Annotated in this window: 14 protein-coding genes and 14 pseudogenes; 17 read left to right on the forward strand and 11 right to left on the reverse strand. The window is 43.9% G+C overall.

Annotated features, from left to right (window positions below; all coding sequences use genetic code 11):
* Positions 1-523: 523 nt before the first annotated feature.
* Both HFV01_RS05765 and dxr read left to right on the forward strand, forming a co-directional pair.
* The gene (locus tag HFV01_RS05765; RefSeq protein WP_006624137.1) at positions 524-2,245 is read left to right on the forward strand and encodes a glycosyltransferase family 39 protein; all 1,722 of its coding nucleotides are present in this window, start codon (positions 524-526) and stop codon (positions 2,243-2,245) included.
* Between the two features lie 176 nt (positions 2,246-2,421).
* Positions 2,422-3,612 carry a 1-deoxy-D-xylulose-5-phosphate reductoisomerase gene (gene dxr, locus HFV01_RS05770; RefSeq protein ID WP_006624138.1) on the forward strand — a complete coding sequence of 397 codons (1,191 nt, stop codon included), beginning with the start codon at positions 2,422-2,424 and terminating at the stop codon, positions 3,610-3,612.
* Positions 3,613-3,697: 85 nt separating this feature from the next.
* Here dxr and glgA read toward each other — a convergent pair whose 3' ends face one another.
* Both glgA and HFV01_RS05780 read right to left on the reverse strand, forming a co-directional pair.
* Positions 3,698-5,125, reverse strand: a complete 1,428-nt coding sequence (gene glgA, locus HFV01_RS05775; RefSeq protein ID WP_006617251.1) for a glycogen synthase GlgA — start codon at positions 5,123-5,125, stop codon at positions 3,698-3,700.
* Positions 5,126-5,608: 483 nt separating this feature from the next.
* Positions 5,609-6,277 (reverse strand): annotated as a pseudogene (locus tag HFV01_RS05780) (group II intron maturase-specific domain-containing protein); the annotation flags it as partial.
* 62 nt (positions 6,278-6,339) lie between these two features.
* Between HFV01_RS05780 and HFV01_RS05785 the strand changes: the two are divergent.
* Positions 6,340-7,283 (forward strand): annotated as a pseudogene (locus tag HFV01_RS05785) (IS630-like element ISAtsp7 family transposase).
* Here HFV01_RS05785 and HFV01_RS05790 read toward each other — a convergent pair.
* A pseudogene (locus HFV01_RS05790) lies at positions 7,279-8,428 on the reverse strand (reverse transcriptase domain-containing protein); the annotation flags it as partial. The pseudogenes HFV01_RS05785 and HFV01_RS05790 sit on opposite strands and share 5 nt — an antisense overlap.
* 150 nt (positions 8,429-8,578) lie before the next feature.
* Here HFV01_RS05790 and HFV01_RS05795 point away from each other — a divergent pair.
* Positions 8,579-9,645 (forward strand): annotated as a pseudogene (locus HFV01_RS05795) (IS630-like element ISAtsp4 family transposase).
* An 18-nt stretch (positions 9,646-9,663) separates the two neighbouring features.
* Positions 9,664-9,933: pseudogene (locus HFV01_RS05800) on the forward strand (transposase); the annotation flags it as partial.
* A 20-nt stretch (positions 9,934-9,953) separates the two neighbouring features.
* Here HFV01_RS05800 and HFV01_RS05805 read toward each other — a convergent pair.
* Positions 9,954-10,488, reverse strand: a pseudogene (locus HFV01_RS05805) (IS630 transposase-related protein); the annotation flags it as partial.
* 235 nt (positions 10,489-10,723) lie between these two features.
* On the opposite strand from HFV01_RS05805, the gene HFV01_RS05810 reads away from it, so the two are divergent.
* Positions 10,724-11,140 (forward strand): hypothetical protein, encoded by a 417-nt coding sequence (locus tag HFV01_RS05810; RefSeq protein ID WP_193520907.1) that lies wholly within the window; start codon positions 10,724-10,726, stop codon positions 11,138-11,140.
* Positions 11,141-11,354: 214 nt separating this feature from the next.
* On the opposite strand, the pseudogene HFV01_RS05815 reads toward HFV01_RS05810, so the two are convergent.
* A pseudogene (locus tag HFV01_RS05815) lies at positions 11,355-12,297 on the reverse strand (IS630-like element ISAtsp7 family transposase).
* Between the two features lie 889 nt (positions 12,298-13,186).
* On the opposite strand from HFV01_RS05815, the gene HFV01_RS05820 reads away from it, so the two are divergent.
* Positions 13,187-13,492 (forward strand): reverse transcriptase N-terminal domain-containing protein, encoded by a 306-nt coding sequence (locus HFV01_RS05820; RefSeq protein ID WP_039932918.1) that lies wholly within the window; start codon positions 13,187-13,189, stop codon positions 13,490-13,492.
* On the opposite strand, the gene HFV01_RS05825 is transcribed toward HFV01_RS05820, so the two are convergent.
* The 5 genes and pseudogenes from HFV01_RS05825 to HFV01_RS05855 form a co-directional block, all read right to left on the reverse strand.
* Positions 13,469-14,539: an IS4-like element ISAtsp3 family transposase gene (locus tag HFV01_RS05825; protein WP_006669216.1), complete on the reverse strand. Its 1,071-nt coding sequence runs from the start codon at positions 14,537-14,539 to the stop codon at positions 13,469-13,471. The two genes, HFV01_RS05820 and HFV01_RS05825, sit on opposite strands and share 24 nt — an antisense overlap.
* A 165-nt stretch (positions 14,540-14,704) precedes the next feature.
* Positions 14,705-15,855, reverse strand: a pseudogene (locus tag HFV01_RS05830) (reverse transcriptase domain-containing protein); the annotation flags it as partial.
* Positions 15,856-16,353 (reverse strand): annotated as a pseudogene (locus tag HFV01_RS05845) (IS4-like element ISAtsp3 family transposase); the annotation flags it as partial.
* A gap of 17 nt (positions 16,354-16,370) precedes the next feature.
* On the reverse strand, positions 16,371-17,246 hold the full coding sequence (locus tag HFV01_RS05850) for an IS630 family transposase (protein WP_006669238.1): 876 nt from the start codon (positions 17,244-17,246) through the stop codon (positions 16,371-16,373).
* A 63-nt stretch (positions 17,247-17,309) separates the two neighbouring features.
* A pseudogene (locus HFV01_RS05855) lies at positions 17,310-17,717 on the reverse strand (transposase family protein); the annotation flags it as partial.
* Between the two features lie 59 nt (positions 17,718-17,776).
* On the opposite strand from HFV01_RS05855, the gene HFV01_RS05860 reads away from it, so the two are divergent.
* On the forward strand, positions 17,777-18,652 hold the full coding sequence (locus HFV01_RS05860) for an IS630 family transposase (RefSeq protein WP_006669240.1): 876 nt from the start codon (positions 17,777-17,779) through the stop codon (positions 18,650-18,652).
* 5 nt (positions 18,653-18,657) lie between these two features.
* Here the strand turns inward: HFV01_RS05860 and HFV01_RS05865 are convergent.
* A pseudogene (locus tag HFV01_RS05865) lies at positions 18,658-18,840 on the reverse strand (IS4 family transposase); the annotation flags it as partial.
* 165 nt (positions 18,841-19,005) lie between these two features.
* Here HFV01_RS05865 and HFV01_RS05870 point away from each other — a divergent pair.
* The 9 genes and pseudogenes from HFV01_RS05870 to HFV01_RS31950 form a co-directional block, all read left to right on the forward strand.
* A pseudogene (locus HFV01_RS05870) lies at positions 19,006-19,347 on the forward strand (HNH endonuclease); the annotation flags it as partial.
* Between the two features lie 107 nt (positions 19,348-19,454).
* A complete protein-coding gene (locus tag HFV01_RS05875) occupies positions 19,455-19,745 on the forward strand; it encodes a hypothetical protein (protein ID WP_006624144.1) in 291 nt (96 codons plus the stop codon).
* Positions 19,746-20,051: 306 nt separating this feature from the next.
* On the forward strand, positions 20,052-20,444 hold the full coding sequence (locus HFV01_RS05880) for a hypothetical protein (protein ID WP_006624145.1): 393 nt from the start codon (positions 20,052-20,054) through the stop codon (positions 20,442-20,444).
* A pseudogene (locus HFV01_RS05885) lies at positions 20,441-21,384 on the forward strand (IS630 family transposase). The gene HFV01_RS05880 and the pseudogene HFV01_RS05885 overlap by 4 nt, the downstream one beginning before the upstream one ends.
* A gap of 61 nt (positions 21,385-21,445) precedes the next feature.
* Positions 21,446-22,090: a hypothetical protein gene (locus HFV01_RS05890; RefSeq protein WP_006624147.1), complete on the forward strand. Its 645-nt coding sequence runs from the start codon at positions 21,446-21,448 to the stop codon at positions 22,088-22,090.
* A 12-nt stretch (positions 22,091-22,102) separates the two neighbouring features.
* The gene (locus HFV01_RS05895) at positions 22,103-23,071 is read left to right on the forward strand and encodes an OmpA family protein (RefSeq protein WP_006624148.1); all 969 of its coding nucleotides are present in this window, start codon (positions 22,103-22,105) and stop codon (positions 23,069-23,071) included.
* Positions 23,072-23,075: 4 nt separating this feature from the next.
* Positions 23,076-23,567 (forward strand): Rab family GTPase, encoded by a 492-nt coding sequence (locus HFV01_RS05900; RefSeq protein WP_193520908.1) that lies wholly within the window; start codon positions 23,076-23,078, stop codon positions 23,565-23,567.
* 128 nt (positions 23,568-23,695) lie between these two features.
* Entirely contained in the window at positions 23,696-23,917 is a 222-nt protein-coding gene (locus HFV01_RS05905) for a hypothetical protein (protein WP_006669242.1), read from the forward strand.
* Between the two features lie 186 nt (positions 23,918-24,103).
* A pseudogene (locus HFV01_RS31950) lies at positions 24,104-25,163 on the forward strand (adenylate/guanylate cyclase domain-containing protein); the annotation flags it as partial.
* Positions 25,164-25,174: the final 11 nt, after the last annotated feature.

Below are 25,174 nucleotides of genomic sequence, written 5' to 3' on the forward strand. Positions count from 1 at the left end.
TAATAATGAATACAGACTCGCAAACCTTGATTGGTCGGTAACACGAATCGGGCTTGTCCGTAGTGTCCGTGAGTTGTCCACTCAGATCCGACTTGATTCCCCTAGTTCAGGGATTGGGACGGATAGGAAATCTACCAAAGTTATCGGAAAGTTCGTCGATCATTAGGGTGTTTTTTTCATCAGGGTGCATTTCCTTTACTCAAAATATCTATCATCATTCTACCTCAGTCTGAGAGGGTTGATCTCATGGTTCGAGGCGATTAGTTTCGATGATCCAATGTTCTCACCGGAATGCTTTTGGCTTCCGGTGCGTTTTTTTGTGTCGATTTGGGTTGCTGGGGGTTTCTTTACAAAATCTTTACAATAGGGGGCTTGACCCCTCATAGCAAAAAGGCTATATTGTGTTATGTAGATGCACCCTGATGGTAGAGAGAGCTGCTCAAGCAGTTCTCTCTTTTTTTTTGTCCCGTTTCCTGGACCGTGAGACAATACTCGTCTGGTAGGCTCAAATCTGGCGGTAAATATGGGAAAGCGAGTTCATCTCTGGGAAAGTTTGGTTAAGCACGATCGCATTAATTTGGTATTACTCCTGGTCTGGTGCGCGATCGCCTTAATTTTGCGTCTGATCAACTTAGACGCTAAACCAATCTGGAGTGATGAATTCGCGACTCTAGCCTTTAGTCTGGGTCATGGTTTCCATAGAGTCCCGTTGGATACAGCGATCGCTCCAGAATTACTGCTGTTTCCCCTACAGTTGGGGGATAATATGGCGATCGCTTCGGTTCCCGAAAGGCTATTTATTGAAAGTAACCATCCCCCCATTTACTTTATGTTGACCCATCTCTGGGTTCACTGGTGGGGAACTCCTGGGGATTTAGTCTCCATTCATATAGCCAGATCCCTTAGTGTTCTGTTTGGGGTCGCTACGGTTCCCGCTATATTTGGCTTGGGGTGGCTATGTTTTAGATCTGTACTCGTCGGACATCTGGCGGCGGGGTTGATGGCCGTTTCACCATTTGGGGTATATTTAGCCCAAGAAGCACGACACTACACTTTGGCAATGTTTTTGGCGATCGCCTCTTTCGCCTGTCTCACCGTTGCTGTTGAACGTCTCAAAGCACAAATCTCCCTCCCGGTCTGGCTAATTTTGGCGACTGTCATAGTTAATAGCCTAGGAATGGCCGTCCATTTCTTTTTTATCTTCCTGCTGATAGCGCAAGGGTTAATCGTTTTCGCATTTTGGATTCAGGATATCCGCTACGATCCTCTACGGTTTCCCAAGCTGAAACTCTGGAAAGGGTTTTATGCGATCGCATTAGGTACAGCTATAGGTGTCTTGGTATGGTTGCCGATTTTTCTGAAAATTTCCACCGGAGATAGCCAGTTAATTGCTTGGACTTCACCGAGTCGGAATCATTTTATTGATCCGATTTTTCGGCTGGTGGCTTGGGTGATTACTATGGTGATTATGTTACCCGTCGAAAAGCAACCTTTGCCGATTATTATAGTTTCTAGTGCCGTCGCTTTGCTAGTTTTATGCCTGTTAGGAAAAGTCTTAATTGATGGTTGGCACTTTGCCAGTCATAGGGAAAGAAAACTAATCAAATTTTGGCTAGGCTTTACTTTGGTGATTATGGCGATATTTATCGCGATCGCTTGGGCGATTGGTTTGGATTTAACCCTAGCAGCGCGATATCAGTTTATCTATTTTCCCGTGGTTTTACTCATCCTAGCCGCCGGGTTAGCTAAAAGTTGGGAGTTGCCCGGAAAATCTCAATGGCGACGATATGCGATCGCTTTTATCGGTTTCATGTCTTTATTGGGTGGGTTGATGGTCGTGTATAACTTAGCTTACCAAAAACCCGATCGCTCCGAACTTGTGGCTGAGGAAATATCCGCTTATTTAAGGTCAGATATTCCCACCTTAATTGCTACAGTTCATAAAAGCCATGAACAAACCGGGGAAATGATGAGCATTGCTGGGGAACTCAAAAATTTAGGGGTCCGGGAAAAATCGCCTTTCTTTCTGCTGGCACATCGCCATAATCGTGATTCTTCCACCGCTACTAATACTTTAGTGACCACCCTTAATCAATGGCCGCAACCCATGAATTTATGGCTGATTAATTTTGCCGCTGAATTTGACCATTCCGGGTCTAATTGTGAGCGAGAATTGGGGATAAAATCTCGGGTTCCTGGTTATTTCTTGCGGATGTATCGCTGTGGGTATAATGAGAGTTTATGAGCGTAAATTTCCACCGTATATATACTGATGATGTCGCGCTTTTGTGGCTATGCTCAATAATCTTCCTAAATCGGGTAATTGTGAATTGGCAATTGTGCTTTAATTTCCCTATCGGGTTTGCATCAGGGTGACAATTACAGATACTATGGTTATTTAATAACATAAGTTACAAAGACATGAAAGCAATTACTCTTCTCGGTTCTACGGGTTCTATCGGTACTCAAACTCTGGATATTGTTGCTCATCACCCCGATAAGTTTAAAATTGTGGGATTAGCCACAGGTAGTAATGTGACTCTCCTGGCGCAACAGGTGCGACAGTTTCGGCCGGAAATTGTCGCTATTTGTGACCAGAAGAAGTTGTGGGAATTGCGGGAGGCGATCGCCGATCTTGACCCCCAACCTATTATAGAAGCGGGAGAGTCTGGTATAGTCGAGGTTGCCCGCTATGGAGACTCCGAAGCTGTCGTGACTGGTATTGTTGGCTGTGCGGGATTATTGCCAACAATTGCAGCCATTCAAGCCGGTAAGGATATCGCCCTGGCTAATAAGGAAACTCTCATCGCCGGGGGACCTGTCGTCAATCCTATGATTGAGAAATATGGCGTTAAATTGTTACCCGCTGACTCCGAACATTCCGCTATTTTTCAGTGTCTGCAAGGGGTTCTGGCTGGGGGTTTACGACGGATTATTCTCACCGCTTCTGGGGGCGCTTTTCGTGATTGGCCTGTGGAAAGGCTAACCGAGGTGACAGTGGCTGATGCAACTACACATCCTAATTGGTCCATGGGGCGTAAAATTACCGTTGATTCCGCTACCATGATGAATAAGGGTCTCGAGGTGATTGAGGCTCATTTTCTCTTTGGTTTGGATTATGATCAAATTGATATTGTCATTCATCCCCAGAGTATTATTCACTCTTTGATTGAGTTGCAGGATACTTCTGTGTTGGCGCAGTTGGGTTGGCCGGATATGCGTTTACCCCTATTATATGCTCTATCTTGGCCTGAAAGAATTTATACAGATTGGGAACAGTTGGATTTGGTCAAAGCTGGTAATTTGACTTTTAAAGCACCAGATAATCAAAAATATCCTTGTATGCAGTTAGCATACGCAGCCGGACGGTCTGGGGGGTCTATGCCAGCCGTGTTAAATGCCGCTAATGAACAGGCTGTGGCTTTGTTTTTAGATGAAAAGATTAGCTTTTTGGATATTCCCAAGGTCATTGAAATGGTCTGCGCGCGCCATGAACAAGATAATTGTCAAAATCCGAGTTTGGATGATATCTTAGCCGCCGACCTATGGGCGCGTCAAGCAGTTATAGAGGCTAGTTCCAGGGTTCATCAAAAAACGGCGATCGCTTTGTAGTTGATTCTATCCCAGAAAAACCCGGTTTCTGTGTCCAGTAGGAACTAGAGAAACCGGGTCTTTTAGCTAATAATGGAGTGTTGCCCTAAGTAGTGACACCAGTTTCCGGTTCTGCTTCAGGGGTTGGGGGTTGGTAGGAATAGTATCCCGCTACTTCCTCATAAACCTTGATGTATTCCCGGGCTGAGTTTTCCCAGCTAAAGTTTTGGTGCATGGCTCGCTGTTGGAGTCGCCGCCAATGGTCTTTATAGCGGAAAGCCTCCGAAGCGCGAACCATAGAGGTAAAGAAGTCCAGAGGTTCGTAGCGGTCAAAACAGTAACCTGTGCCGCCTTCCCCTACTGGGTCGTTATGGGATACCGTATCGACTAAGCCTCCTGTACGCCGCACAATGGGAATACAGCCATAACGCATTGCTAACATTTGGCTAATTCCGCAAGGCTCAAAACGACTGGGCATAATTAAGGCATCCGCACCAGAATAAATCCGCCGTGATAGGGCATCATTAAACAGAATTTGGGTCGTCATTCTCCCCGGATAGCGGGATGCCATTTGCCACATTTGGGTTTCGTAATAGCGATCGCCTGTTCCCAGTAAAATAAATTGGGAATCAGTAAAGGACATAAACTGATCCATAATTTGAATTACTAGATCGAGTCCTTTTTGTTCCACCAGTCGTGTTACCATACCAATCAGGAAGGCACCGGAGTTAACTTCTAGTCCTAACTCTTCCTGAAGGGCAACTTTATTGGTTTTCCGTTTTTCCACGGTATCAGCATTAAAGTTTTCCACGATATAGCGATCGTTTTCCGGGTTATAAGACGACGTATCAATCCCATTAAGAATCCCCGACATTTTGCCACTTATATAGGAGAGCAAACCTTCCATGTTTTCCCCATAGCCAGCCGTTTGAATCTGACTAGCATAAGTGGGAGATACTGTAGTTACCCGGTCAGCAAATTGAACCGCTGCCGCCATGACATTATGACCTTCCATAAACCAAGGACACCAGGTAATCCGTTCCAAAAACCAGCGCCAAGGTCCTTGATAAGCTAAATTATGAATGGTAAAGATAGTACCTATATCAGGGGTTTCTTTCATCCATACGGGAATCATCCCGGTATGCCAATCATGACAGTGAACAATTTGGGGTTTCCAGTAATTCCAACAAAATTCAGCAGCCCCATTCGCAAATAGGGTGAACCGCCAATCCTCATCTTCTCCATAGTAAATCCGACGAGGCATAAACGAAGGATGTCCAAATAAATATAATGGAACATCAGTTTTGGGAAATGTCGTCTCAAAAACCGCAAATTTTTGATACATGGCGGTTCCCCACCATATAGGTTCCTTGGGTATTTTGATTTTGTCTGGTAAAAAGCCATAGTAGGGCATAAATACCCGGACATCATGGCCCATTGCCCGCAAGACCTGGGGCAAAGCACCCACGACATCCCCCATACCCCCGACTTTGGCCAGGGGTGCCGCTTCCGCCGCTACAAATAAAATTCGCATAATTGTATTTTGCGTTCCCTTAGATCGAGATGCGTAACGTGATCATACCGGAGGCCGTTGCAATATTTTTACATTTTTCCGAAAGTACCTAGAATGATCCCACCGGTCAGCCTAGAGCAAGAAGTGATCAACGTTCACACATGAATGCTCCGCCACCTGCGTTCCGCGAGGTGGGGGTGGGGACAAGGATTTATCCCTCGTGACAGGTGGCATTCTCACCGTGTTGCGGGAACTTTTGCCCGCATACACCCCTAAGTCGTTTCCGCTTCGGGCTAATGAATAGTTTTGCCCTGAGTCTGACGTTGATTAACCGACTACAGAGGACTTATAGGCCGCTTTACCTTTCTCAACCAATCGTGTCTCTGGGGAGTTCGGGTTCTATGCCCGCCCATTACCGTGCCAGTTGATTAGGGGTCGAGAGTGAAGTCACCTTCACCCCCTCCCATTCAGAACCGTGCATGAAAGTTTCCCTTCACACGGCTCCTAGTTTGATTGCTCCATTGTTATTGTTAAGGACACAGCATCGGCTTCATCTAGTGCCGTTTTATCATCATGACAGTGGCGGTGCAATAGTTGAAGATTCTTGTACTCCTCTTTACCACCTTGGCTTCGAGGTACTATGTGGTCTACTTCAACTAAATCTGATGGGGTAAAGTATTGCCCACACCAGGCGCACCTACCTTTTTGCTTTTTAAGTAGTTTTGCTACCCTTGTTGGTGTATCGATTGCCTGACCTTTCCTGGTTGCCCAATAAGTCCAATTTCCGTCGTATGGTGTTGCATCCGGGCGCACTAGGGTATGTCTGACAATTGGCGTCCAGCTATGCTTGTGGAGATGTAACCCATCTTTGGTTTGGAACATCCAACTTTCTTGTCTTTCTTTCCCATTACTGAGTTTAACTTTTCCAGGTCTGAAATAATTACTCAGTTTTTCGTAGTTTGCCTTTCCGCATCTTGAGACTGTCCATGCCCTTAACATTTGCCAAATTATGTGGTCTAGCTTAGAGAAGGTTTCTATTGAAACGACCCCTGAATAGTAATTTGACCATCCCCGTATTATCGGATTTAGCTTGCTAATCAAGGCTGATTGGGGTGCTGTCTTATGTTGTTTTATTACACCCTTAATCACTTCTATCTGGGCTTTACAGCCTTTACACAAAACACACAGTACGGTATAATGTATGGCTATTGTATAAGTTATCACAACCAACTACCATGAGCCGTTACTCTTTAGATTTTCGGAAAAAGATAGTAGAAGCCTATGAAAAAGGAGACACTTCTATCCGAAAAGTAGCGAAACGCTTTTTGGTGAGTCCAGACACGGTAAGGCGACTGGTCAAACAGTATCGATTAACGGGAGACTTATCTCCTCGTAAGTGTGGCACTAAAAAGAAAAGCATTTGATCTAAGCATGAGGAAGCCGTGATAGATATTGTAGAAGCCCACCCCGACCTGACCTTATGGCAATATAGTGATAAGCTCAGAGACAAGCTGGGCATAAATGTCAGTACGACCATGATAGATAGATTTTTAAAGCAGCACGATATAAGTCTCAAAAAAAAACATACAGGAGCGAAAAAGTAGTAACTGAAGAAGTACAGAAAGCGCGAGTAGATTATTGGTAAAGAATTAGAGATGTGGCTCCTGAAAAGCTTGTGTTTATTGATGAAAGTGGGTTATGGGTAGGGATGAGCAGACCGTTAGCCAGAGCTACGAAAGGGAAAAAAGTCTATGAACTGCGGAAATCCTATCGAGGTCAAAAAATGACAATAATTGGTGCAATTAAGCTCTCCGGAGTGGTAGCGACTCAAACATTAGAAGGGTCCATGAAAAAAGAGGATTTTCTCCAATTCATCAAGTTAGATTTATTGCCAAAATTAAAAAAAGGAGATGTAGTGGTAATGGATAACTGAAATTCTCATCATCGAGAAGAAGTCAAAGAAATGATAGAGTCAGTAGGAGCCAGGGTAGAATATCTGCCGGTGTATTCCCCTGAGTTTAACCCGATAGAGATGATGTGGTCACAGCTCAAAAGTTTAGTGTGCAAGTTCAGGACGGAGACCATGGAATTATTAGTGAGATTGGTAGAAGTGGCGGTAAGCCTTGTGGATTTACAGTGTTTGAATAACTGGTTTACCAAGTGTTGTTACTGTGCTTAATGATTGAGATAAAGGCTGTAACTGCCTTCTTACTGGGTTTGATGTGGGTTAAAAAGGTTTTCCTTGTGTCCCTATTTATCTTCCCCACTCTATGTTTTCCTGCTGGGTATTGCCTAATATTGAATCCCAAGAAATCGAAACCCGGTTCTTCTGTTTTCCCTTCATATTGTATGGGGTTAAGTGTATGACACACTCTGGTCTTTTCCGGTTTAATCTCTAATCCTATAGGTTTTAACCAACGGGAAATAGCAGTTTTGCACTGTTCAATGATGTCCAGTGACGGTGATATCACTACAAAATCATCAGCGTATCTTATGAGGGTGGCTTTAACTTTACCCCCACTTGCTTTTGGATACATTGTTTCAATTAACCTAGCCATTCCATCCAGTGCAATGTTGGCGAGTATTGGACTTATTACCCCTCCTTGTGGTGTCCCGGCTTCTGTATCCTCGAATACGCCATTGTCTAGCACTCCTGCTTTTAACCATTGTTTCAGGTCGCGTTTAATTACGCTAGGACAATGAATTTTGGACAGTAGGTAATCATGGTTTATTCGGTCGAAGCATTTCGCTATATCCGCATCAAGGACATAGTATTGACCCTGATTTATGGCCGTGTATATTCTACCAATCGCGTCATGGGCTGACCTGCCTGGTCTGAACCCGTAGCTTGTGCCTTCAAATCTCCCTTCCCATTCGGGTTCGAGAGCCGATTTCACCAAGGCTTGCCTGGCTCTATCTTGGATTGTGGGTATCCCTAGAGGACGTTTCTCATCCCTTCCAGGTTTTGGAATCCACACCCTTCGTAGTGGTTTTGTTTTGAGGTTTCCCTTGATTTTCTCAGCCATTTCTAACCTTTGCTTAGGGGATATTACGACCATCCCATCTACTCCAGCCGTCTTTTTGCCTTGATTGTCTTGGGTCACCCGTCGCACCGCTAAGAGCCGGGCATAATATGATTTCACCAATAGACGTTGCCACCTTCTAACCTTCGCGTCCTGTCCCGATTTAGCTGCTTGGAATATCCTCTTTTGGAGCTTAAAGACGTATCGCTGAACCTTAGTCCAGTTGATACTTCTCCATACAAACGCACGTCTTGATTGGTCTGGTTTTCCCAAATCCGTTCTTTAAACTCGATTTCGTCATATTAACCCTTAATCGACTCTATCCTTGCAATCAAACCGTGACCCGTTGGCATATCCCGTCCATTACAGCCGGGCGTTAGCTTCTGGTCACATCTCATATCAAGTTCGCTTAATCGGTTATAATATCAGTGACCAATGCCAAACTTGCGTTATGCCCAGACGAATTAGTATAGCTCCCCACTTAAGTACCGAAGAACTTGGCCGGGCTGATCACCAAGCCCAAGAGGGCTTGGAAAGTCGCCAATATCAAATTATTTGGTTGTTGGCTAAGGGGAAGACCACGGAGGAAGTCCAAGAAATTACGGGCTACAGTCGCATCTGGATTTATGAATTGGTAAAGAGATACAACCAATTGGGATTAAAAGGGCTGGGTGCGCGCCGAAAAGGAAATCCCGGACATCCACCGTTAATTGATGATGTGACTCAAGCTCAGTTATGGCAAGCCCTGCAAGGAACAGCGCCGGATGGGGGACTGTGGAACGGTCGCCAGGTGGCAGACTGGTTGACAGGAGTAACTGGACGAAAAATTAGCCGACAAAGGGGATGGGAGATTCTGCGACAAATGACATTTCGGCTTCGTGTACCGAGACCGGCTCACATCGAAAGTGACGAAGACGAGCAGCAAGCCTGGAAAAAAAACTGGTAACGGAGTTAGAGGGACTTCGCCGGAGATACCCTGATGCACAGGTGCAATTGTGGAGCGAAGATGAACACCGTCTGGGACTCAAACCGGTGATGCGACGTATTTATGTAGCGGAAGATTGTCAACCACTCGCCCATATTAATTGGAAATTCGAGTGGTTATGGCTATATGGTTTTGTGAGACCGGAAACGGGAGAGACTTATTGGTGGATTATACCTTACGTCAATACAACTCTATTTAGTCGAGTGTTACAGGAGTTTGCTGCCGAATTTAAATTAGGTCCAAATCAACACATTATGTTAGTGGTTGATCAAGCCGGATGGCATATCAGTAAGAATCTGAAAGTACCCGAAGGACTGCATTTAATGTTTCTACCGTCCCATTCCCCGGAACTACAACCGGCAGAAAGACTGTGGCCTCTGGTAGATGAACCCATTGCCAATCGTTCATTTGAGAATCTTGATCAGCTAGAGGAACTCTTGTGTGCTCGCTGCCGAAGTTTGTGGAAACAGCGCGAATTAATTCGAGGCTTGACCAGTTTTCATTGGTGGCCTCAAACCGAGACTTTACTATAATTGATTATCCGGACTTGATATGAGTTGTGGTTGGAGTTCATCTTAATTCCAACATTGAAGCCAGGTCAGACTCTAGTATTGGACAATGCAACGTTTCATAAAGGGGGGCGGATTGCTGAACTGGTGGAGGCAGCTCAATGCCGTTTACTCTATCTACCACCTTATTCGCCAGACCTCAACAAGATAGAGAAATGTTGGTCGTGGCTGAAAGCCCGTATTCGCCACTTCATTGAGCAGTTTGATTCTCTCCATGATGCCATGGATTCCGTTCTCAAAGCTGCGTCCTAACCACCTTGACTAATGCTATAGCTCACCCTGCCCTGCCTCTTCCCTGATTTGAGGGCATGGAAGCGTTGTCCTTCCTGGCAGTAACCATAAGGATAATCGGAGTCTTGACTATTCATGCCAGCTTCATCGAGGTAAACCAACCCTTCCGGCTCCATCTGTTCAATCTGAGCCATAAACTCCTCTCGCTGTTGCTTCCAACGTTCTTGGTAGCCGTAAGTTTTTTTTTCTGGTGAAGCCAATTTTCTTCAAGGCTCTGGATATGGTGCGAGGAGAGATGTCGTCATCCCAAAGTTCAGCCATCTGAGCGGAGGTTTTGTGGCCATGCTCTTGGGCAAAAGCCTTGAATTTTTGCAAGTCGGTAATTTTGTGGTTATTGCCAGGTGGGTGATTAGGTTGAGGGAGGAAGTCTCCGGTCTGTGCTTTTCTTTGCAGCCAGAGATTAATGGTGTTCCGGCTGACATGGAAAAGTTGACTGGCTTATGTTTTGGGCATACCGTCTAGTTCAATGGCATCAATAACTTTTTGTCTGAGGTCGTAACTATAGGGGGCTGGCATTTTTGGTCTTCTTAGTCATCTCGTCCTCTCCATTATACGTCCTAAGTGTTCTGTCTTGTGCTATATCTCGCCACGCTAACCCTCAACCCCCCGAGAACCGCCCTAGGGGAAAAAGCCCAAAAATTATCAATCATAGGGTCTGGGAAATGTCCCCCTTTATCCACAGGGCTAAGTCGGGAGGATAGCCCAAAATATTCCGTAACCAGGATAACTGCTACAACTACCAGGAGAAATTATGTCCGATATAACTAAAGAAGAAATGCGCGAAAAATTAGCTAATATTGAGCAAATTCGCGATATTATTTTTGGTTCTAATATCCGGGAGTTTAATAACCGCTTCGAGAAAATGGAGTCGGATTTATCTAGGCTTCAGCAAGAATTTCATGATTATGCGCAACAGCTAAAAAGTTTTTTTTCGACTGACATTAGGGCGACTAACGAAGCCTTTGATAAAAAGTTTAAATCTCTAAGTACAGAGAGTAAAGAAGAAGCCACGGAACTGCGACAGCATCTTGAGAGAATCAATCGTAAGTTTTCTAACAGTATTGAATCTTTGGATCAATCTCTGGATACTCAAACTAACCTGCTCCGTGATGAATTCAACCAAACTAGCAAACTAGAGATAGGTTGCAAGAAGACTTTAGGAATTTAACAAGTGAGGTATTTTAACAACTTTATCAACGTTTGTCGATGAGGGGAAATGACAAAGTTTCTAAACATGATATGGCATAAATACTGTGGGAAATGGGGATGAAGCTAAAGGGGACGGAGTTTGTGCCACAGCTTCAAGATGCGGCGGATACTAATATGTATACTGATATTTAATTGCTGGAATCTAATGATAATTACAGCCTTTATCTCAATCATTAAGCACAGTAACAACACTTGGTAAACCAGTTATTCAAACACTGTAAATCCACAAGGCTTACCGCCACTTCTACCAATCTCACTAATAATTCCATGGTCTCCGTCCTGAACTTGCACACTAAACTTTTGAGCTGTGACCACATCATCTCTATCGGGTTAAACTCAGGGGAATACACCGGCAGATATTCTACCCTGGCTCCTACTGACTCTATCATTTCTTTGACTTCTTCTCGATGATGAGAATTTCAGTTATCCATTACCACTACATCTCCTTTTTTTAATTTTGGCAATAAATCTAACTTGATGAATTGGAGAAAATCCTCTTTTTTCATTGACCCTTATAATGTTTGAGTCGCCACCCCTCCGGAGAGCTTAATTGCACCAATTATTGTCATTTTTTGACCTCGATAGGATTTCCGCAGTTCATAGACTTTTTTCCCTTTCGTCGCTCTGGCTAACGGTCTGCTCATCCCTACCCATAACCCACTTTCATCAATAAACACAAGCTTTTCAGGAGCCACATCTCTAATTCTTTACCAATAATCTACTCGCGCTTTCTGTACTTCTTCTGTTACTACTTTTTCGCTCCTGTATGTTTTTTTTGAGACTTATATCGTGCTGCTTTAAAAATCTATCTATCATGGTCGTACTGACATTTATGCCCAGCTTGTCTCTGAGCTTATCACTATATTGCCATAAGGTCAGGTCGGGGTGGGCTTCTACAATATCTATCACGGCTTCCTCATGCTTAGATCAAATGCTTTTCTTTTTAGTGCCACACTTACGAGGAGATAAGTCTCCCGTTAATCGATACTGTTTGACCAGTCGCCTTACCGTGTCTGGACTCACCAAAAAGCGTTTCGCTACTTTTCGGATAGAAGTGTCTCCTTTTTCATAGGCTTCTACTATCTTTTTCCGAAAATCTAAAGAGTAACGGCTCATGGTAGTTGGTTGTGATAACTTATACAATAGCCATACATTATACCGTACTTTGTGTTTTGTGTAAAGGCTGTAATCGGGTAATTAATCAGTATTGCTGATTGAATTTTAACGGATTTTGGGGTGAGGTTGGTTTGGTTATACTGTTACTAAGGGTGCGAAACGTTCAGGCATCAAATAGGGCTGCAATGCCCGAAATGACTGCCTAGTAGGGATTTCAACCCTTTGGTTGAATATAAGGAGCGTACTCCTGACCATCCCTATAACTGTTTATATGTCCCAAAGCGAAAGCAAGGCAGGGAACTCAAGGTCAATTCCACAAAGAAAATCGCAATACTCAATTATATAACATGGAGGATTAAAACCACTTGGGCGATTGTGGAAAAGAGTAACGGCGATAGCCACCCCCAGATTCAGGAATCATACCCCGTCAGATTGAAGCGGGGAACGGAAGGCGTGAGGGAAAACCTATTCCCAAAATTCCGACCACTGCCAACCATCCATGACTAAGGAAATCTGAATGTCCGACTTGAACCATCGTCAACAGCAGGCAGCGAAATAGGTTGATACACTGCGCTCAAAAGAGTAAGGGGAAAAGTAGGAGGCTCTTTGAACTACCTACACAGACCTTTAAAAGTACCCCGGTGGAAAGGACAAGTCTAAAGATGGAATGCCCATATAAACGGAACGTTTTAACCCCTTCTAGGCTCTGACAATCTGGTCGAGAAAGTCAGTAGTGAAAGTGTAAGCGCAAGCCTATTAGGGGGTGAGATGTGACCAGAAGCCAAAGCCATACTGTAATGGTAAGGATATGCTAACGGGTCACGGTTTGATTGTAAAGAATAGAGTCTAGTAGGAGTTACTATGACGAAAGCGAGTTTAAAGAAAGGATTTGAGAAATCAAAACCAATCAAGACGTGCGTTTGTATGGAAACAAATCCCATGGGCGAAAGTCCAGAGGAAAGTTTTCAAGCTCCAAAAGAGGATATTTCAAGCAGCTAAATCGGGACAGGACGCGAAGGCAAGAAGGTGGCAACGTCTATTGGTGAAGTCATATTATGCCCGACTCTTAGCAGTGCGGCGAGTGACTCAAGATAATCAAGGCAAGAAAACAGCCGGAGTCGATGGAATGAAAGCAATTTCGCCAAGACAAAGGTTTGAACTTGTTAAGAACCTAAGTACAGGACAAAAGTTGTAGAGCCTGGTGAAACCGCCCTGAAAACAAAGGCAGATTAGAGAAAGTGCGGCGTAGAAAATCGAAGCCAGTGCGGAAAAGACTCTGGGAGCGTCGTCCGTGAGCCTTCAAAGGAATGGGTGAACCTTGGTGAATCCACAAACCCACCTTCATAGCCCAAGTAAAAGCCAGGCTAAGCAAAGCCAATAAACGGCTCAAGCGCTCAGGGTCCTTAAAGTGAGTCGATTCGAGACAGAAGCCCCGAGTCTTCAAGGCTCCGAAGAGGTTTTCAATACCCCAACGCCGAGCATAGTCGGGGAGGGCCGTTTCGGGGCAAGCGTTAGTGATGAGAATCAACAACTCCCCCGAATCAGCCAGACGAGAGCCAATGACGTAAACCTGCCGTCCCCAAACCCAACGGCGACCCGAAAGCTGGCGAAATTCTCCGGGTCGCAGAGAATCAAACATTCGTTCGCCACTACGCCGAGTTCCTCCTAACTTAGGACTAATCAGCTCGCTGTGGCGGATGCGTAGGCGGAAAGGAACCTCGGGGTCGATGAGAAGATACGAGAGCCAATCTCGCCCCACAAATTCCCGGTCAGCGGTCAGACAAGCCACCTCCACGTCAGGAAATAGTGCCTCGAAGCGGTCGAATAAGTCCATGCGTTCGCCACTGTTGCTATTGCCCTTTTTGTCAAGCATCGTCCACAGCAGGGGAAAGGCAATCCCCTCGTGGACGACTGCCAACATCAAGATGTTGAAATGGGTTTGACCGAAAGACCAACAGGTGCGGTCGAGACTAAGAGTCCAAGGTTGGGGAATGTCAATGAGGCTAACGACGAAACGGGCAATCTCTGCCCGGTCAAATTTGAATTGCCGAAAAAAACGTTGTAATCGCTGGTAATTTGAGGAAATTTGCACAGGATTTGCGAATACAGTCGCTATTTCCATCAGATTAACCGTCTTTGTTTGGAATAGCGCCATCAGGAACAGGCAGACAAAGTTTAATCTCGCCCCGTGCCAGGGCAAGTGAGGGCGCAAAGTGTCTCGTAATCGGTTAAGCTCGTTCATGAGAGGGAAGTTTGGTTTGTGGTAATTCCGATGTAACCCTCTCACCCCAACTTGGCGCTACCCCCCCACCCCTCGACTTTCACCTCAGCCCGGAGCGCCCCCTTCAGAATTTTCGGCTAGATTCCCTTTTGGCTAAGACTTTCAGCTTTTTTATCCTGTACTGAGATGTTGCCATAATGTGAGTCCATCCTTAGTCTGGAACAACCAAGATTCATGCCTTTCTTTCCCATTACTAAGTCTAACCGTTCCATGACTGAAATAGTTTCTTAGCTTCTTGTAACTTGTCTTTCCGCATCTTGATACTGTCCATGCCCTTAACATTAACCAGACTGTGTGGTCTAGCTTAACGAAGGTCTCTGATGAGACTACCGCTGAATAATAGTTTGACCATCCCCTTATGATTGGGTTTAGTTTGCTTATCAGGGCTGATTGGGGTGCGGTTTTAAGATGTTTTATTGCATCCTTAATCACTTCTGTGTGGGCTTTAACTGCTTTGTTGCTGGGTTTGATGTGAGTTTTGTGACCGATTGGACGGCTTGCTGCTCCACCAGTTTTCCCAGTTTTATATTTTCCTGCAGGATATTGCCTAATATTGAATCCTAGAAAATCAAATCCGGGTTCTTCAAGTTTTCCATCATATTCAATAGGATTGAGTGTATGACAGATTCGAGTTTTTCCCGGTTTAATCTCTAACCCAATAGGTTTTAACCATTCAGAAATAGCAATCTTGCACTGTTCAATAATCTCTAGTGATGGTGATATCACTACAAAATCATCGGCATATCTTATTACGGTGGCTTTAATTTTAACCCCTTTTACTTTTGGATACGTTGTTTCAATTAATCTAGCCATGCCATCCAGTGCAATGTTGGCGAGTATTGGACTTATTACCCCTCCTTGAGGTGTCCCTGTTTCAGTATCCTCAAATACACCGTTATCTAGTACACCTGCTTTGAGCCATTGTTTTAGGTCTCTTTTCAGGCTGCTTGGACAATGAATTTTGGACAGTAGGTAATCATGGTTCACGGTAAGAGCATTTTGCTATATCTGCGTCCAATACATAATAACTACTATGCTTAATACATAGATAGATTCGTTCTATTGCATCTTGGGCAGACCGACCAGGTCGGAACCCATAGCTTGTGTCTTCAAATCTCGATTCCCATTCAGGTTCGAGAGCCGATTTAACCAAGGCTTGCCTTGCTCTATCTTGGATTGTAGGAATGCCTATTCCAGCTTTTTTCATCCCTACCAGGTTTTGGTATCCATACTCTCCTAAGTGCTTTTGCTTTGAGGTTTCCTTTAATGTTCTTAACCTAAGTACAGGACAAAAGTTGTAGAGCCTGGTGAAACCGCCCTGAAAACAAAGGCAGATTAGAGAAAGTGCGGCGTAGAAAATCGAAGCCAGTGCGGAAAAGACTCTGGGAGCGTCGTCCGTGAGCCTTCAAAGGAATGGGTGAACCTTGGTGAATCCACAAACCCACCTTCATAGCCCAAGTAAAAGCCAGGCTAAGCAAAGCCAATAAACGGCTCAAGCGCTCAGGGTCCTTAAAGTGAGTCGATTCGAGACAGAAGCCCCGAGTCTTCAAGGCTCCGAAGAGGTTTTCAATACCCCAACGCCGAGCATAGTCGGGGAGGGCCGTTTCGGGGCAAGCGTTAGTGATGAGAATCAACAACTCCCCCGAATCAGCCAGACGAGAGCCAATGACGTAAACCTGCCGTCCCCAAACCCAACGGCGACCCGAAAGCTGGCGAAATTCTCCGGGTCGCAGAGAATCAAACATTCGTTCGCCGCTACGCCGAGTTCCTCCTATAGCATTAGTCAAGGTGGTTAGGACGCAGCTTTGAGAACGGAATCCATGGCATCATGGAGAGAATCAAACTGCTCAATGCAGTGGCGAATGCGGGCTTTCAACCACGACCAACATTTCTCTATCTTGTTGAGGTCTGGCGAATAAGGTGGTAGATAGAGCAAACGGCATTGAGCCGCCTCCACTAGCTCAGGAATCCGTCCCCCTTTATGAAACGTTGCATTGTCTAGCACTAGAGTCTGACCTGGCTTCAGTGTTGGAATTAAGATGAACTCCAACCACAACTCAAACACTGTCCGATTACAACAACCCTCAAAGGTAAAGGGGGCTAAGAGTTGTTGATGACACCATGCCACAATCATGCTCACCCTGCCCTGCCTCTTCCCGGATTTGAGGACATGGAAGCGTTGTCCTTGCTCACAGTAACCATAAGGATAATCCGAGTCTTGACTATTGATGCCAGCTTCATCGAGGTAAACCAACCCTTCCGGCTCCATCTGTTCAATCTGAGCCATAAACTCCTCTCGCTGTTGCTCATCACGTTCTTGGTAGCCGTAAGTTTTTTTTCTGGTGAAGCCAATTTTCTTCAAGGCTCTGGATATGGTGCGAGGAGAGATGTCGTCATCCCAAAGTTGAGCCATTTGAGCGGAGGTTTTGTGGCCATGCTCTTGGGCAAAAGCCTTGAATTTTTGCCAGTCGGTAATTTTGTGGTTATTGCCAGGTGGGTGATTAGGTTTAGGGAGGAAGTCTCCGGTCTGTGCTTTTCTTTGCAGCCAGAGATTAATGGTGTTCCGGCTGACATGGAAAACTTGACTGGCTTCTGTTTTGGGCATACCGTCTAGTTCAATTGCATCAATAACTTTTTGTCTGAGGTCGTAACTATAGGGGGCTGGCATTTTGGGTCTTCTTAGTCATCTCGTCCTCTCCATTATACGTCCTAACTTTCCTGTCTTGTGCTATAACTTAGGACTAATCAGCTCGCTGTGGCGGATGCGTAGGCGGAAAGGAACCTCGGGGTCGATGAGAAGATACGAGAGCCAATCTCGCCCCACAAATTCCCGGTCAGCGGTCAGACAAGCCACCTCCACGTCAGGAAATAGTGCCTCGAAGCGGTCGAATAAGTCCATGCGTTCGCCACTGTTGCTATTGCCCTTTTTGTCAAGCATCGTCCACAGCAGGGGAAAGGCAATCCCCTCGTGGACGACTGCCAACATCAAGATGTTGAAATGGGTTTGACCGAAAGACCAACAGGTGCGGTCGAGACTAAGAGTCCAAGGTTGGGGAATGTCAATGAGGCTAACGACGAAACGGGCAATCTCTGCCCGGTCAAATTTGAATTGCCGAAAAAAACGTTGTAATCGCTTGTATAGCACAAGACAGAAAAGTTAGGACGTATAATGGCAAGGATATCTACAGAAGACCCAAAATGCCAGCCCCCTACAGTTACGACCTTAGACAAAAAGTTATTAATGCAATTGAACTAGACGGTATACCCAAAACCGAAGCCAGTCAAGTTTTCCATGTCAGCAGGAACACCATCAATCTCTGGCTGCAAAGAAAAGAACACACCGGCGACTTCCTCCCTAAACCTAATCGCCCACCTGGTCATAGCCACCAAATTACCGACTGGCACAAATTCAAGGCTTTTGCCCAAGAGCATGGCCACAAAACCTCCGCTCAAATGGCTCAACTTTGGGATGACGACATCTCTCCTCGCACCATATCCAGAGCCTTGAAGAAAATTGGCTTCACCAGAAAAAAAACTTACGGCTACCAAGAACGTTGGAAGCAACAGCGAGAGGAGTTTATGGCTCAGATTGAACAGATGGAGCCGGAAGGGTTGGTTTACCTCGATGAAGCTGGCATGAATAGTCAAGACTCGGATTATCCTTATGGTTACTGCCAGGAAGGACAACGCTTCGGTGCCCTCAAATCCGGGAAGAGGCAGGGCAGGGTGAGCTATATAGCCGCATGGTGTGATCAACAACTCTTAGCTCCCTTTAGCTTTGAGGGTTGTTGTAATCGGACAGTGTTTGAGTTGTGGTTGGAGTTCATCTTAATTCCAACATTGAAGCCAGGTCAGACTCTAGTATTGGACAATGCAACGTTTCATAAAGGGGGACGGATTGCTGAACTGGTGGAGGCAGCTCAATGCCGTTTACTCTATCTTCCGCCTTATTCGCCAGACCTCAACAAGATAGAGAAATGTTGGTCGTGGTTGAAAGCCCGCATTCGCCATTGTATTGAGCAGTTTGATTCTCTCCATGATGCCATGGATTCTGTTCTCAAGGCTGCGTCCTAACCGTATTGACTAGTGCTATAATTTGAGGAAATTTGCACAGGATTTGCGAATACAGTCGCTATTTCCATCAGATTAACCGTCTTTGTTTGGAATAGCGCCATCAGGAACAGGCAGACAAAGTTTAATCTCGCCCCGTGCCAGGGCAAGTGAGGGCGCAAAGTGTCTCGTAATCGGTTAAGCTCGTTCATGAGAGGGAAGTTTGGTTTGTGGTAATTCCGATGTAACCCTCTCACCCCAACTTGGCGCTACCCCCCCACCCCTCGACTTTCACCTCAGCCCGGAGCGCCCCCTTCAGAATTTTCGGCTAGATTCCCTTTTCGCTAATACTTTCAGCTTTTTTGTCCTGTACTGAGTGGCAACATAATTGGACTCCGATTGTCAGACACACCCTGATACGCCCTGACGCAACACCATATGACGGAAATTGGACTTACTGGGCAACTAGGAAAGGACAAGCAATTGACACGCCAAATAGGGTAGCAAAACTACTCAAAAAGCAAAAAGGCAGATGTACCTGGTGCGGACAGTATTTTGCACCATCGGATTTAATTGAAGTAGACCACATTGTACCTCGAAGCTTAGGCGGAAAGGATGAATACAAAAATCTTCAACTACTACATCGCCACACCCACGATGATAAGACGGCATTAGATAATGTCAACGCTGTATCCCTAACAATGGAGCAATCAAATTAGGAGCCGTATGAGGTGAAAGTCTCAAGTACGGTTTTGTATGGGAGGGGGAGATGGCGACATCTCTCTCGACCCCTACTTGACTGAATTATCTATCAGGGGTGGCATTTATGACTAGATCGCAAGAAACTCCCAAGAGCATAAATCAATCACAAGAGGTTGAGTTAGAATCTGTTGAGTCTGAACCACAACTGGATGAGTTGGTTGATATTTTGATTGATGTGTTGCTTGGGAAGCCTAATGATGAATCTATCACTAACTCACCTCAAACTCCCAAAGTTGATAATTATCCATCTCAAAATAGCAATATTAAGCATGAACACAAATCCTCATATTCTCGGAAAAGTAATTCACAAAATCTGGGTGTGAAAAGGGAGGATCTACTTTCTGCTCAACCATAAGATTTTACCCAGGTAGAGACTAAGAAGGTAGAGACTACTAAGAAGATAGAGACTCAGGTAGAGACAGCATTCTCTGAGTTAATCCCAGAGGATGAGGAAGTGGTGACTAAGGCGGTTCGATTAATTTAAATTTCCCCAAATGAGTTTAGTAAGTATTTTGATGATCCAGTGTCTGTCCAGTCTGGAGAAACTGCTAAATCTCATGCAAATAATAATAATGGTTATGATTTGGAGGAGGAGAAAACCTCTGTTTCTGCGCCGCCATAAAACCAAACCAGCGATACAGAAGTAGATCTAAGTCAGGACTTGTCCGACCCTTTCGACCCATTACAGGATCTGCTGCTAGGTTCCAAATTCTCGGAGTTTGAAAAAGTCACTAAAAGTTATCTTGAGACTGAGTTACCGAGGCTACAGAGCCCAATTCAGTCAGCGGAACAGAAACTGCAAGCGGTTCAGGATAAATTTGATGATCCTGACCAGATTTTTAACCTATTACTCCCGGCTCTAACAGCTATCATTAATGATAAAATGGTTCTGTCTAAACAAGACGTTATAGACTCAATTGTGCCGATTATTGATGAAATTATTGCGGGGAAAAAGCGACAAGACAAGTCGGGGATGATTACAGCCTTTACACAAAACACAAAGTACGGTATAATGTATGGCTATTGTATAAGTTATCACAACCAACTACCATGAGCCGTTACTCTTTAGATTTTCGGAAAAAGATAGTAGAAGCCTATGAAAAAGGAGACACTTCTATCCGAAAAGTAGCGAAACGCTTTTTGGTGAGTCCAGACACGGTAAGGCGACTGGTCAAACAGTATCGATTAACGGGAGACTTATCTCCTCGTAAGTGTGGCACTAAAAAGAAAAGCATTTGATCTCAGCATGAGGAAGCCGTGATAGATATTGTAGAAGCCCACCCCGACCTGACCTTATGGCAATATAGTGAGAAGCTCAGAGACAAGCTGGGCATAAATGTCAGTACGACCATGATAGATAGATTTTTAAAGCAGCACGATATAAGTCTCAAAAAAAAACATACAGGAGCGAAAAAGTAGTAACTGAAGAAGTACAGAAAGCGCGAGTAGATTATTGGTAAAGAATTAGAGATGTAGCTCCTGAAAAGCTTGTGTTTATTGATGACAGTGGGTTATGGGTAGGGATGAGCAGACCCTTAGCCAGAGCGACGAAAGGGAAAAAAGTCTATGAACTGCGGAAATCCTATCGAGGTCAAAAAATGACAATAATTGGTGCAATTAAGCTCTCCGGAGTGGTAGCGACTCAAACATTATAAGGGTCAATGAAAAAAGAGGATTTTCTCCAATTCATCAAGTTAGATTTATTGCCAAAATTAAAAAAAGGAGATGTAGTGGTAATGGATAACTGAAATTCTCATCATCGAGAAGAAGTCAAAGAAATGATAGAGTCAGTAGGAGCCAGGGTAGAATATCTGCCGGTGTATTCCCCTGAGTTTAACCCGATAGAGATGATGTGGTCACAGCTCAAAAGTGTAGTGTGCAAGTTCAGGACGGAGACCATGGAATTATTAGTGAGATTGGTAGAAGTGGCGGTAAGCCTTGTGGATTTACAGTGTTTGAATAACTGGTTTACCAAGTGTTGTTACTGTGCTTAATGATTGAGATAAAGGCTGTAGTGCGATCGCTGATTTATTACCTGGGGCTATTTCTCAGCACATGAAAAACTGCCCGGAAGAAGTGGCGAAGGCTTTAGCGCAGGAAATAGCGATCGCTCTTCGTGAGCAAAGAAAATTAGATCAAAATGCCATAGCTAATGCTTTAGCGCCAGAAATGGGTAAAGCTATTAAGGAGCAAATTCGCCTAGAAAGTGATGCGATGGTAGATGCTTTATATCCGGTGATTGGTAATACCATCAGTAAATATCTAGCCGAGGCTGTTCAGAATATTAACGACAAAGTAGCTAATGCTTTTAGTGTGGAGGGAGTGGCGCGGAAAATTAAAGCTAAAGTTAAGGGGGTTTCGGAAGCAGAATTAATCCTTCAAGAATCTATACCTTTTGCAGTTCAAGCCATATTTTTAATTCATAAAAACTCAGGGTTAGTGATTTCGGAGGTGCAGGCTTCTGGTAGCTATAGCCTTGAGTCAGAAATGGTGGCAGGGATGTTAACTGCTATTCGCAGTTTTGTGAATGATTGCATTGTCCAAATTAATAATTATTCAGAACTAAATGAGATTGAGTATGGGAATTCTAAAATCATCCTAGAGGTGGCAGGTTACTGTTATTTCGCTGTGGTAACTAAAGGGGAACCCAGCCCAGAATTTATCACAAAAATGCGACAAACTATGGGTATAATTGTTTGAGATTACGGAGAATTGATCGAGAATTTTGATGGCGATCGCGACAATATTCCGATTGCTGTACATCAGTTATTAGAAAGTTTAATTCAATTTGTAAGTGAACAAAGACTGAAGCGAGTACCTGTGGCTCTAATCAGTTTAGGGGTATTGAGCGGGTTGTTAATTTTAATTCCCTGGGGATATTTTTCTTATCAAGAATACCTACAAAGACGCATAGCAGATAAAACCGCCCAAACCCTAGCGGCAACTCCTGAGTTAGCGATTTATAAGATTGCTGTCTCAGTGGAAGGTGAGCAATTAAGACTGAGTGGAAAGGTTCCTAATGAAAGATTACGGGAATTAGCGGAAAACTTAGCTGTATATACGGCTTCTGACTTGCAGATAGATAACCAAATTATCGCTGTTGATGTACCGCCAGAGCCTATAGTAACGGCTGGAGAAGTGGAACGCATGACGGGGATTTGCAATGAAATGGCTTGCGTTAATATTGAAAGCAATTATAGCGATCGCCAAGTTATTATTAGTGGTCAAGTCAGACACATGAGAGATGCTCAAATAATTCCCGCTGCCTTTGATAATATTCCCGGCGTCAAATCAGTTTTTAGCACCTTAAAAATAGATCCAGTCCGCATAGAAAATCGCATCTACTTTAATTTCGGTTCAGCACAAATTAACCCCCAGGATATGAAAATCATAACCAGAATAACAGAATTTTTGGATCAGTATCCAAAACTGTCGCTGAGAATTATTGGTCATACAGATCTCAGGGGAAGTGCTGCTATAAATCAGCAATTAGCCCTCAATCGAGCGACAGCAGTTCGCGACGCTTTGACCAAACAAGGAATCGACCCCAAGCGCCTAGAGATAGTAGGTAACGCCCAGCCACCTACAGATGTTATATCTCATCAGCCTTTCTTATTGGGGAGAACTGTGGTATTTGAAATAATAGACAACCCAGACGATAACCAGGGAGAACAACCTTAATCAAATGTCTACAATTTCTAAAAAAATGTGTATGGTTGGTGATTTCAGTGTGGGAAAAACCAGCCTAATTCGGCGTTTTGTAGATCGTCAATTCAGCGACCAATATCTGTCAACAGTGGGGGTGAAAATTTCCCGCAAAGCGGTTGAATTACAGAACGTCAAACAGCAAGAAACGGTTAATTTACAGTTGTTAATTTGGGATATAGAAGAGCACACCAAATTTAAAGCCATTGCGCCTTCTTACCTACAGGGAGCCAGTGGGGTGATTTTGGTAGCCGATCTCAGTCGCCAAGAAACTATTGAGCGGTTAATTGAACACTTGAATTTGTTTTCATATATGAACCCGAAATGTGAAATAATTGTAGCCTTAAATAAGGCTGACTTAGTGGCGGAAAAAGACCTGGAAAAATTGACTCAATATGTACCCCAACCGGTTGCCGAAAAAGCCCTGGGTATTTATCAAACTTCGGCTAAAACCGGTGATTATGTGGATTAAATATTCCAAAAATTGGCTTACAGTATGGTGGTTAAAATTTAATCATTCCCAATTTTAGGAGGGCGCGAATCAGGTATAATTAGTGAAAATCAGGGTCTCAAACAAGATTGAATATACCAGAGGATTATATGAAGCAACTTGGCTCCCAAATTGTAGTTCCCCATCACTTAGAATATTTAATTGTTGATGCTAATTTAACCATCTGTGAAGTGTCAACCAACGTGGATCGTTTTTCTGAGGAACCGGAGCAATTTAAACCGGGTGAAGATATCCGCAATGGTTTACCAGAACTATTCGGAACTGAGGAGATGTTAATAGAGGTATTGCGGGGAGAGTTACCATCTTTTTAACTAAAAGCAATTGGTCGTTTTCCTGACCCCAACTCCCCCCTTTACTTAGATTTTTTTGTCAATCGCTATTATGATGATCAGAAACAAGAATATCAGCTAATTATCTTTTTTTCTAATGTGACAGATAGAATGGTTTTAGAGCAGAAATTAGTTCAAAGTACGAACGAAACTATCCTGTTATTACTAGCGTTAGCGGAAAGTGAAGGAAAATATCGAGATTTATTTGAAAATGCTAGTGATTTAATTCAGTCTTTTGGGATGGATGGTCATTTTATCTATGTCAATAGAGCTTGGAAAGAAACCCTGGGATATACTGAATCTGAAATATCTAATATCACTATTTTTGATATGATTCATCCTGATAATAAATTTCATTTTTTGCAGATTTTAGCTCGCATAATGGCGGGAGAGTTGGTCAATTATATTAAAGCAGAATTAATTACTAAAGATGGTCAGAAAATTTCCGTAGAAGGTAGTATTAATTGTAAATTATAAAATGGTAAAGCGATCGCCACATGAGCCATTTTACGGGACATTACGGAACGCTTATTAACAGAAGCAGCTTGACAGCATGAGCGAGAACAAACGGAACGTCTTTTACTTAATATATTGCCTAAAAAAATTGCTGATAAGCTGAAACAACAACCGGGTAGCGGAAATTTTTGCGGAAGTTACAGTATTATGTGCTGATATTGTCGGTTTTACCCAGTTAGGATCGGAACTTTCTCCTGTGGATTTAGTCAACTTTTTAAACAAAATTTTTTCGGCTTTTGATATGCTTACAGAAGCCTATGGATTGGAAAAAATTAAAACTATTGGAGATGCTTATATGGTAGTGGGAGGACTCCCACACCGTCGAGATGATCATGCTATTGCTATTGCGGAAATGGCTATTAATATGCAAAAAGTTATGGCTGAATTAAATAAGACACAAAGCCGAACATTAAGTATCCGCATCGGTATTCACAGCGGACCAGTAGTGGCGGGTGTGATTGGTTTGAAAAAATTTATTTATGATTTATGGGGTGATACGGTTAACACTGCATCTCCCATGGAGTCCCATGGCGTACCTGGTAAAATTCATGTTTCTGAGGATACTTATCAACTCCTACAACATCAGTATTTATTTGAAAAGCGAGAGATGATAGATGTCAAAGGGAAAGGTAAAATGATTACCTATTTTTTGTTAGTACCCAAAAGAAATACGAGCCTTAATCATAGTGAAGCCACAACTAATGTGAATTGATAACTTGTCAC

The sequence above is a fragment of the Limnospira fusiformis SAG 85.79 genome (assembly GCF_012516315.1).
Taxonomy (GTDB): domain Bacteria; phylum Cyanobacteriota; class Cyanobacteriia; order Cyanobacteriales; family Microcoleaceae; genus Limnospira; species Limnospira fusiformis.

What these genes read in the sequence shown, in the direction of transcription:
- HFV01_RS05765 (WP_006624137.1), top strand. Translation starts at nt 524, where the DNA reads ATGGGAAAGCGAGTTCATCTCTGGGAAAGTTTGGTTAAGCACGATCGC.
- dxr (WP_006624138.1), top strand. Translation starts at nt 2,422, where the DNA reads ATGAAAGCAATTACTCTTCTCGGTTCTACGGGTTCTATCGGTACTCAA.
- glgA (WP_006617251.1), bottom strand. Translation starts at nt 5,125, where the DNA reads ATGCGAATTTTATTTGTAGCGGCGGAAGCGGCACCCCTGGCCAAAGTC.
- HFV01_RS05810 (WP_193520907.1), top strand. Translation starts at nt 10,724, where the DNA reads ATGTCCGATATAACTAAAGAAGAAATGCGCGAAAAATTAGCTAATATT.
- HFV01_RS05825 (WP_006669216.1), bottom strand. Translation starts at nt 14,539, where the DNA reads ATGAACGAGCTTAACCGATTACGAGACACTTTGCGCCCTCACTTGCCC.
- HFV01_RS05850 (WP_006669238.1), bottom strand. Translation starts at nt 17,246, where the DNA reads ATGCCAGCCCCCTATAGTTACGACCTCAGACAAAAAGTTATTGATGCA.
- HFV01_RS05860 (WP_006669240.1), top strand. Translation starts at nt 17,777, where the DNA reads ATGCCAGCCCCCTACAGTTACGACCTTAGACAAAAAGTTATTAATGCA.
- HFV01_RS05875 (WP_006624144.1), top strand. Translation starts at nt 19,455, where the DNA reads ATGACTAGATCGCAAGAAACTCCCAAGAGCATAAATCAATCACAAGAG.
- HFV01_RS05890 (WP_006624147.1), top strand. Translation starts at nt 21,446, where the DNA reads ATGAAAAACTGCCCGGAAGAAGTGGCGAAGGCTTTAGCGCAGGAAATA.
- HFV01_RS05900 (WP_193520908.1), top strand. Translation starts at nt 23,076, where the DNA reads ATGTCTACAATTTCTAAAAAAATGTGTATGGTTGGTGATTTCAGTGTG.
- HFV01_RS05905 (WP_006669242.1), top strand. Translation starts at nt 23,696, where the DNA reads ATGAAGCAACTTGGCTCCCAAATTGTAGTTCCCCATCACTTAGAATAT.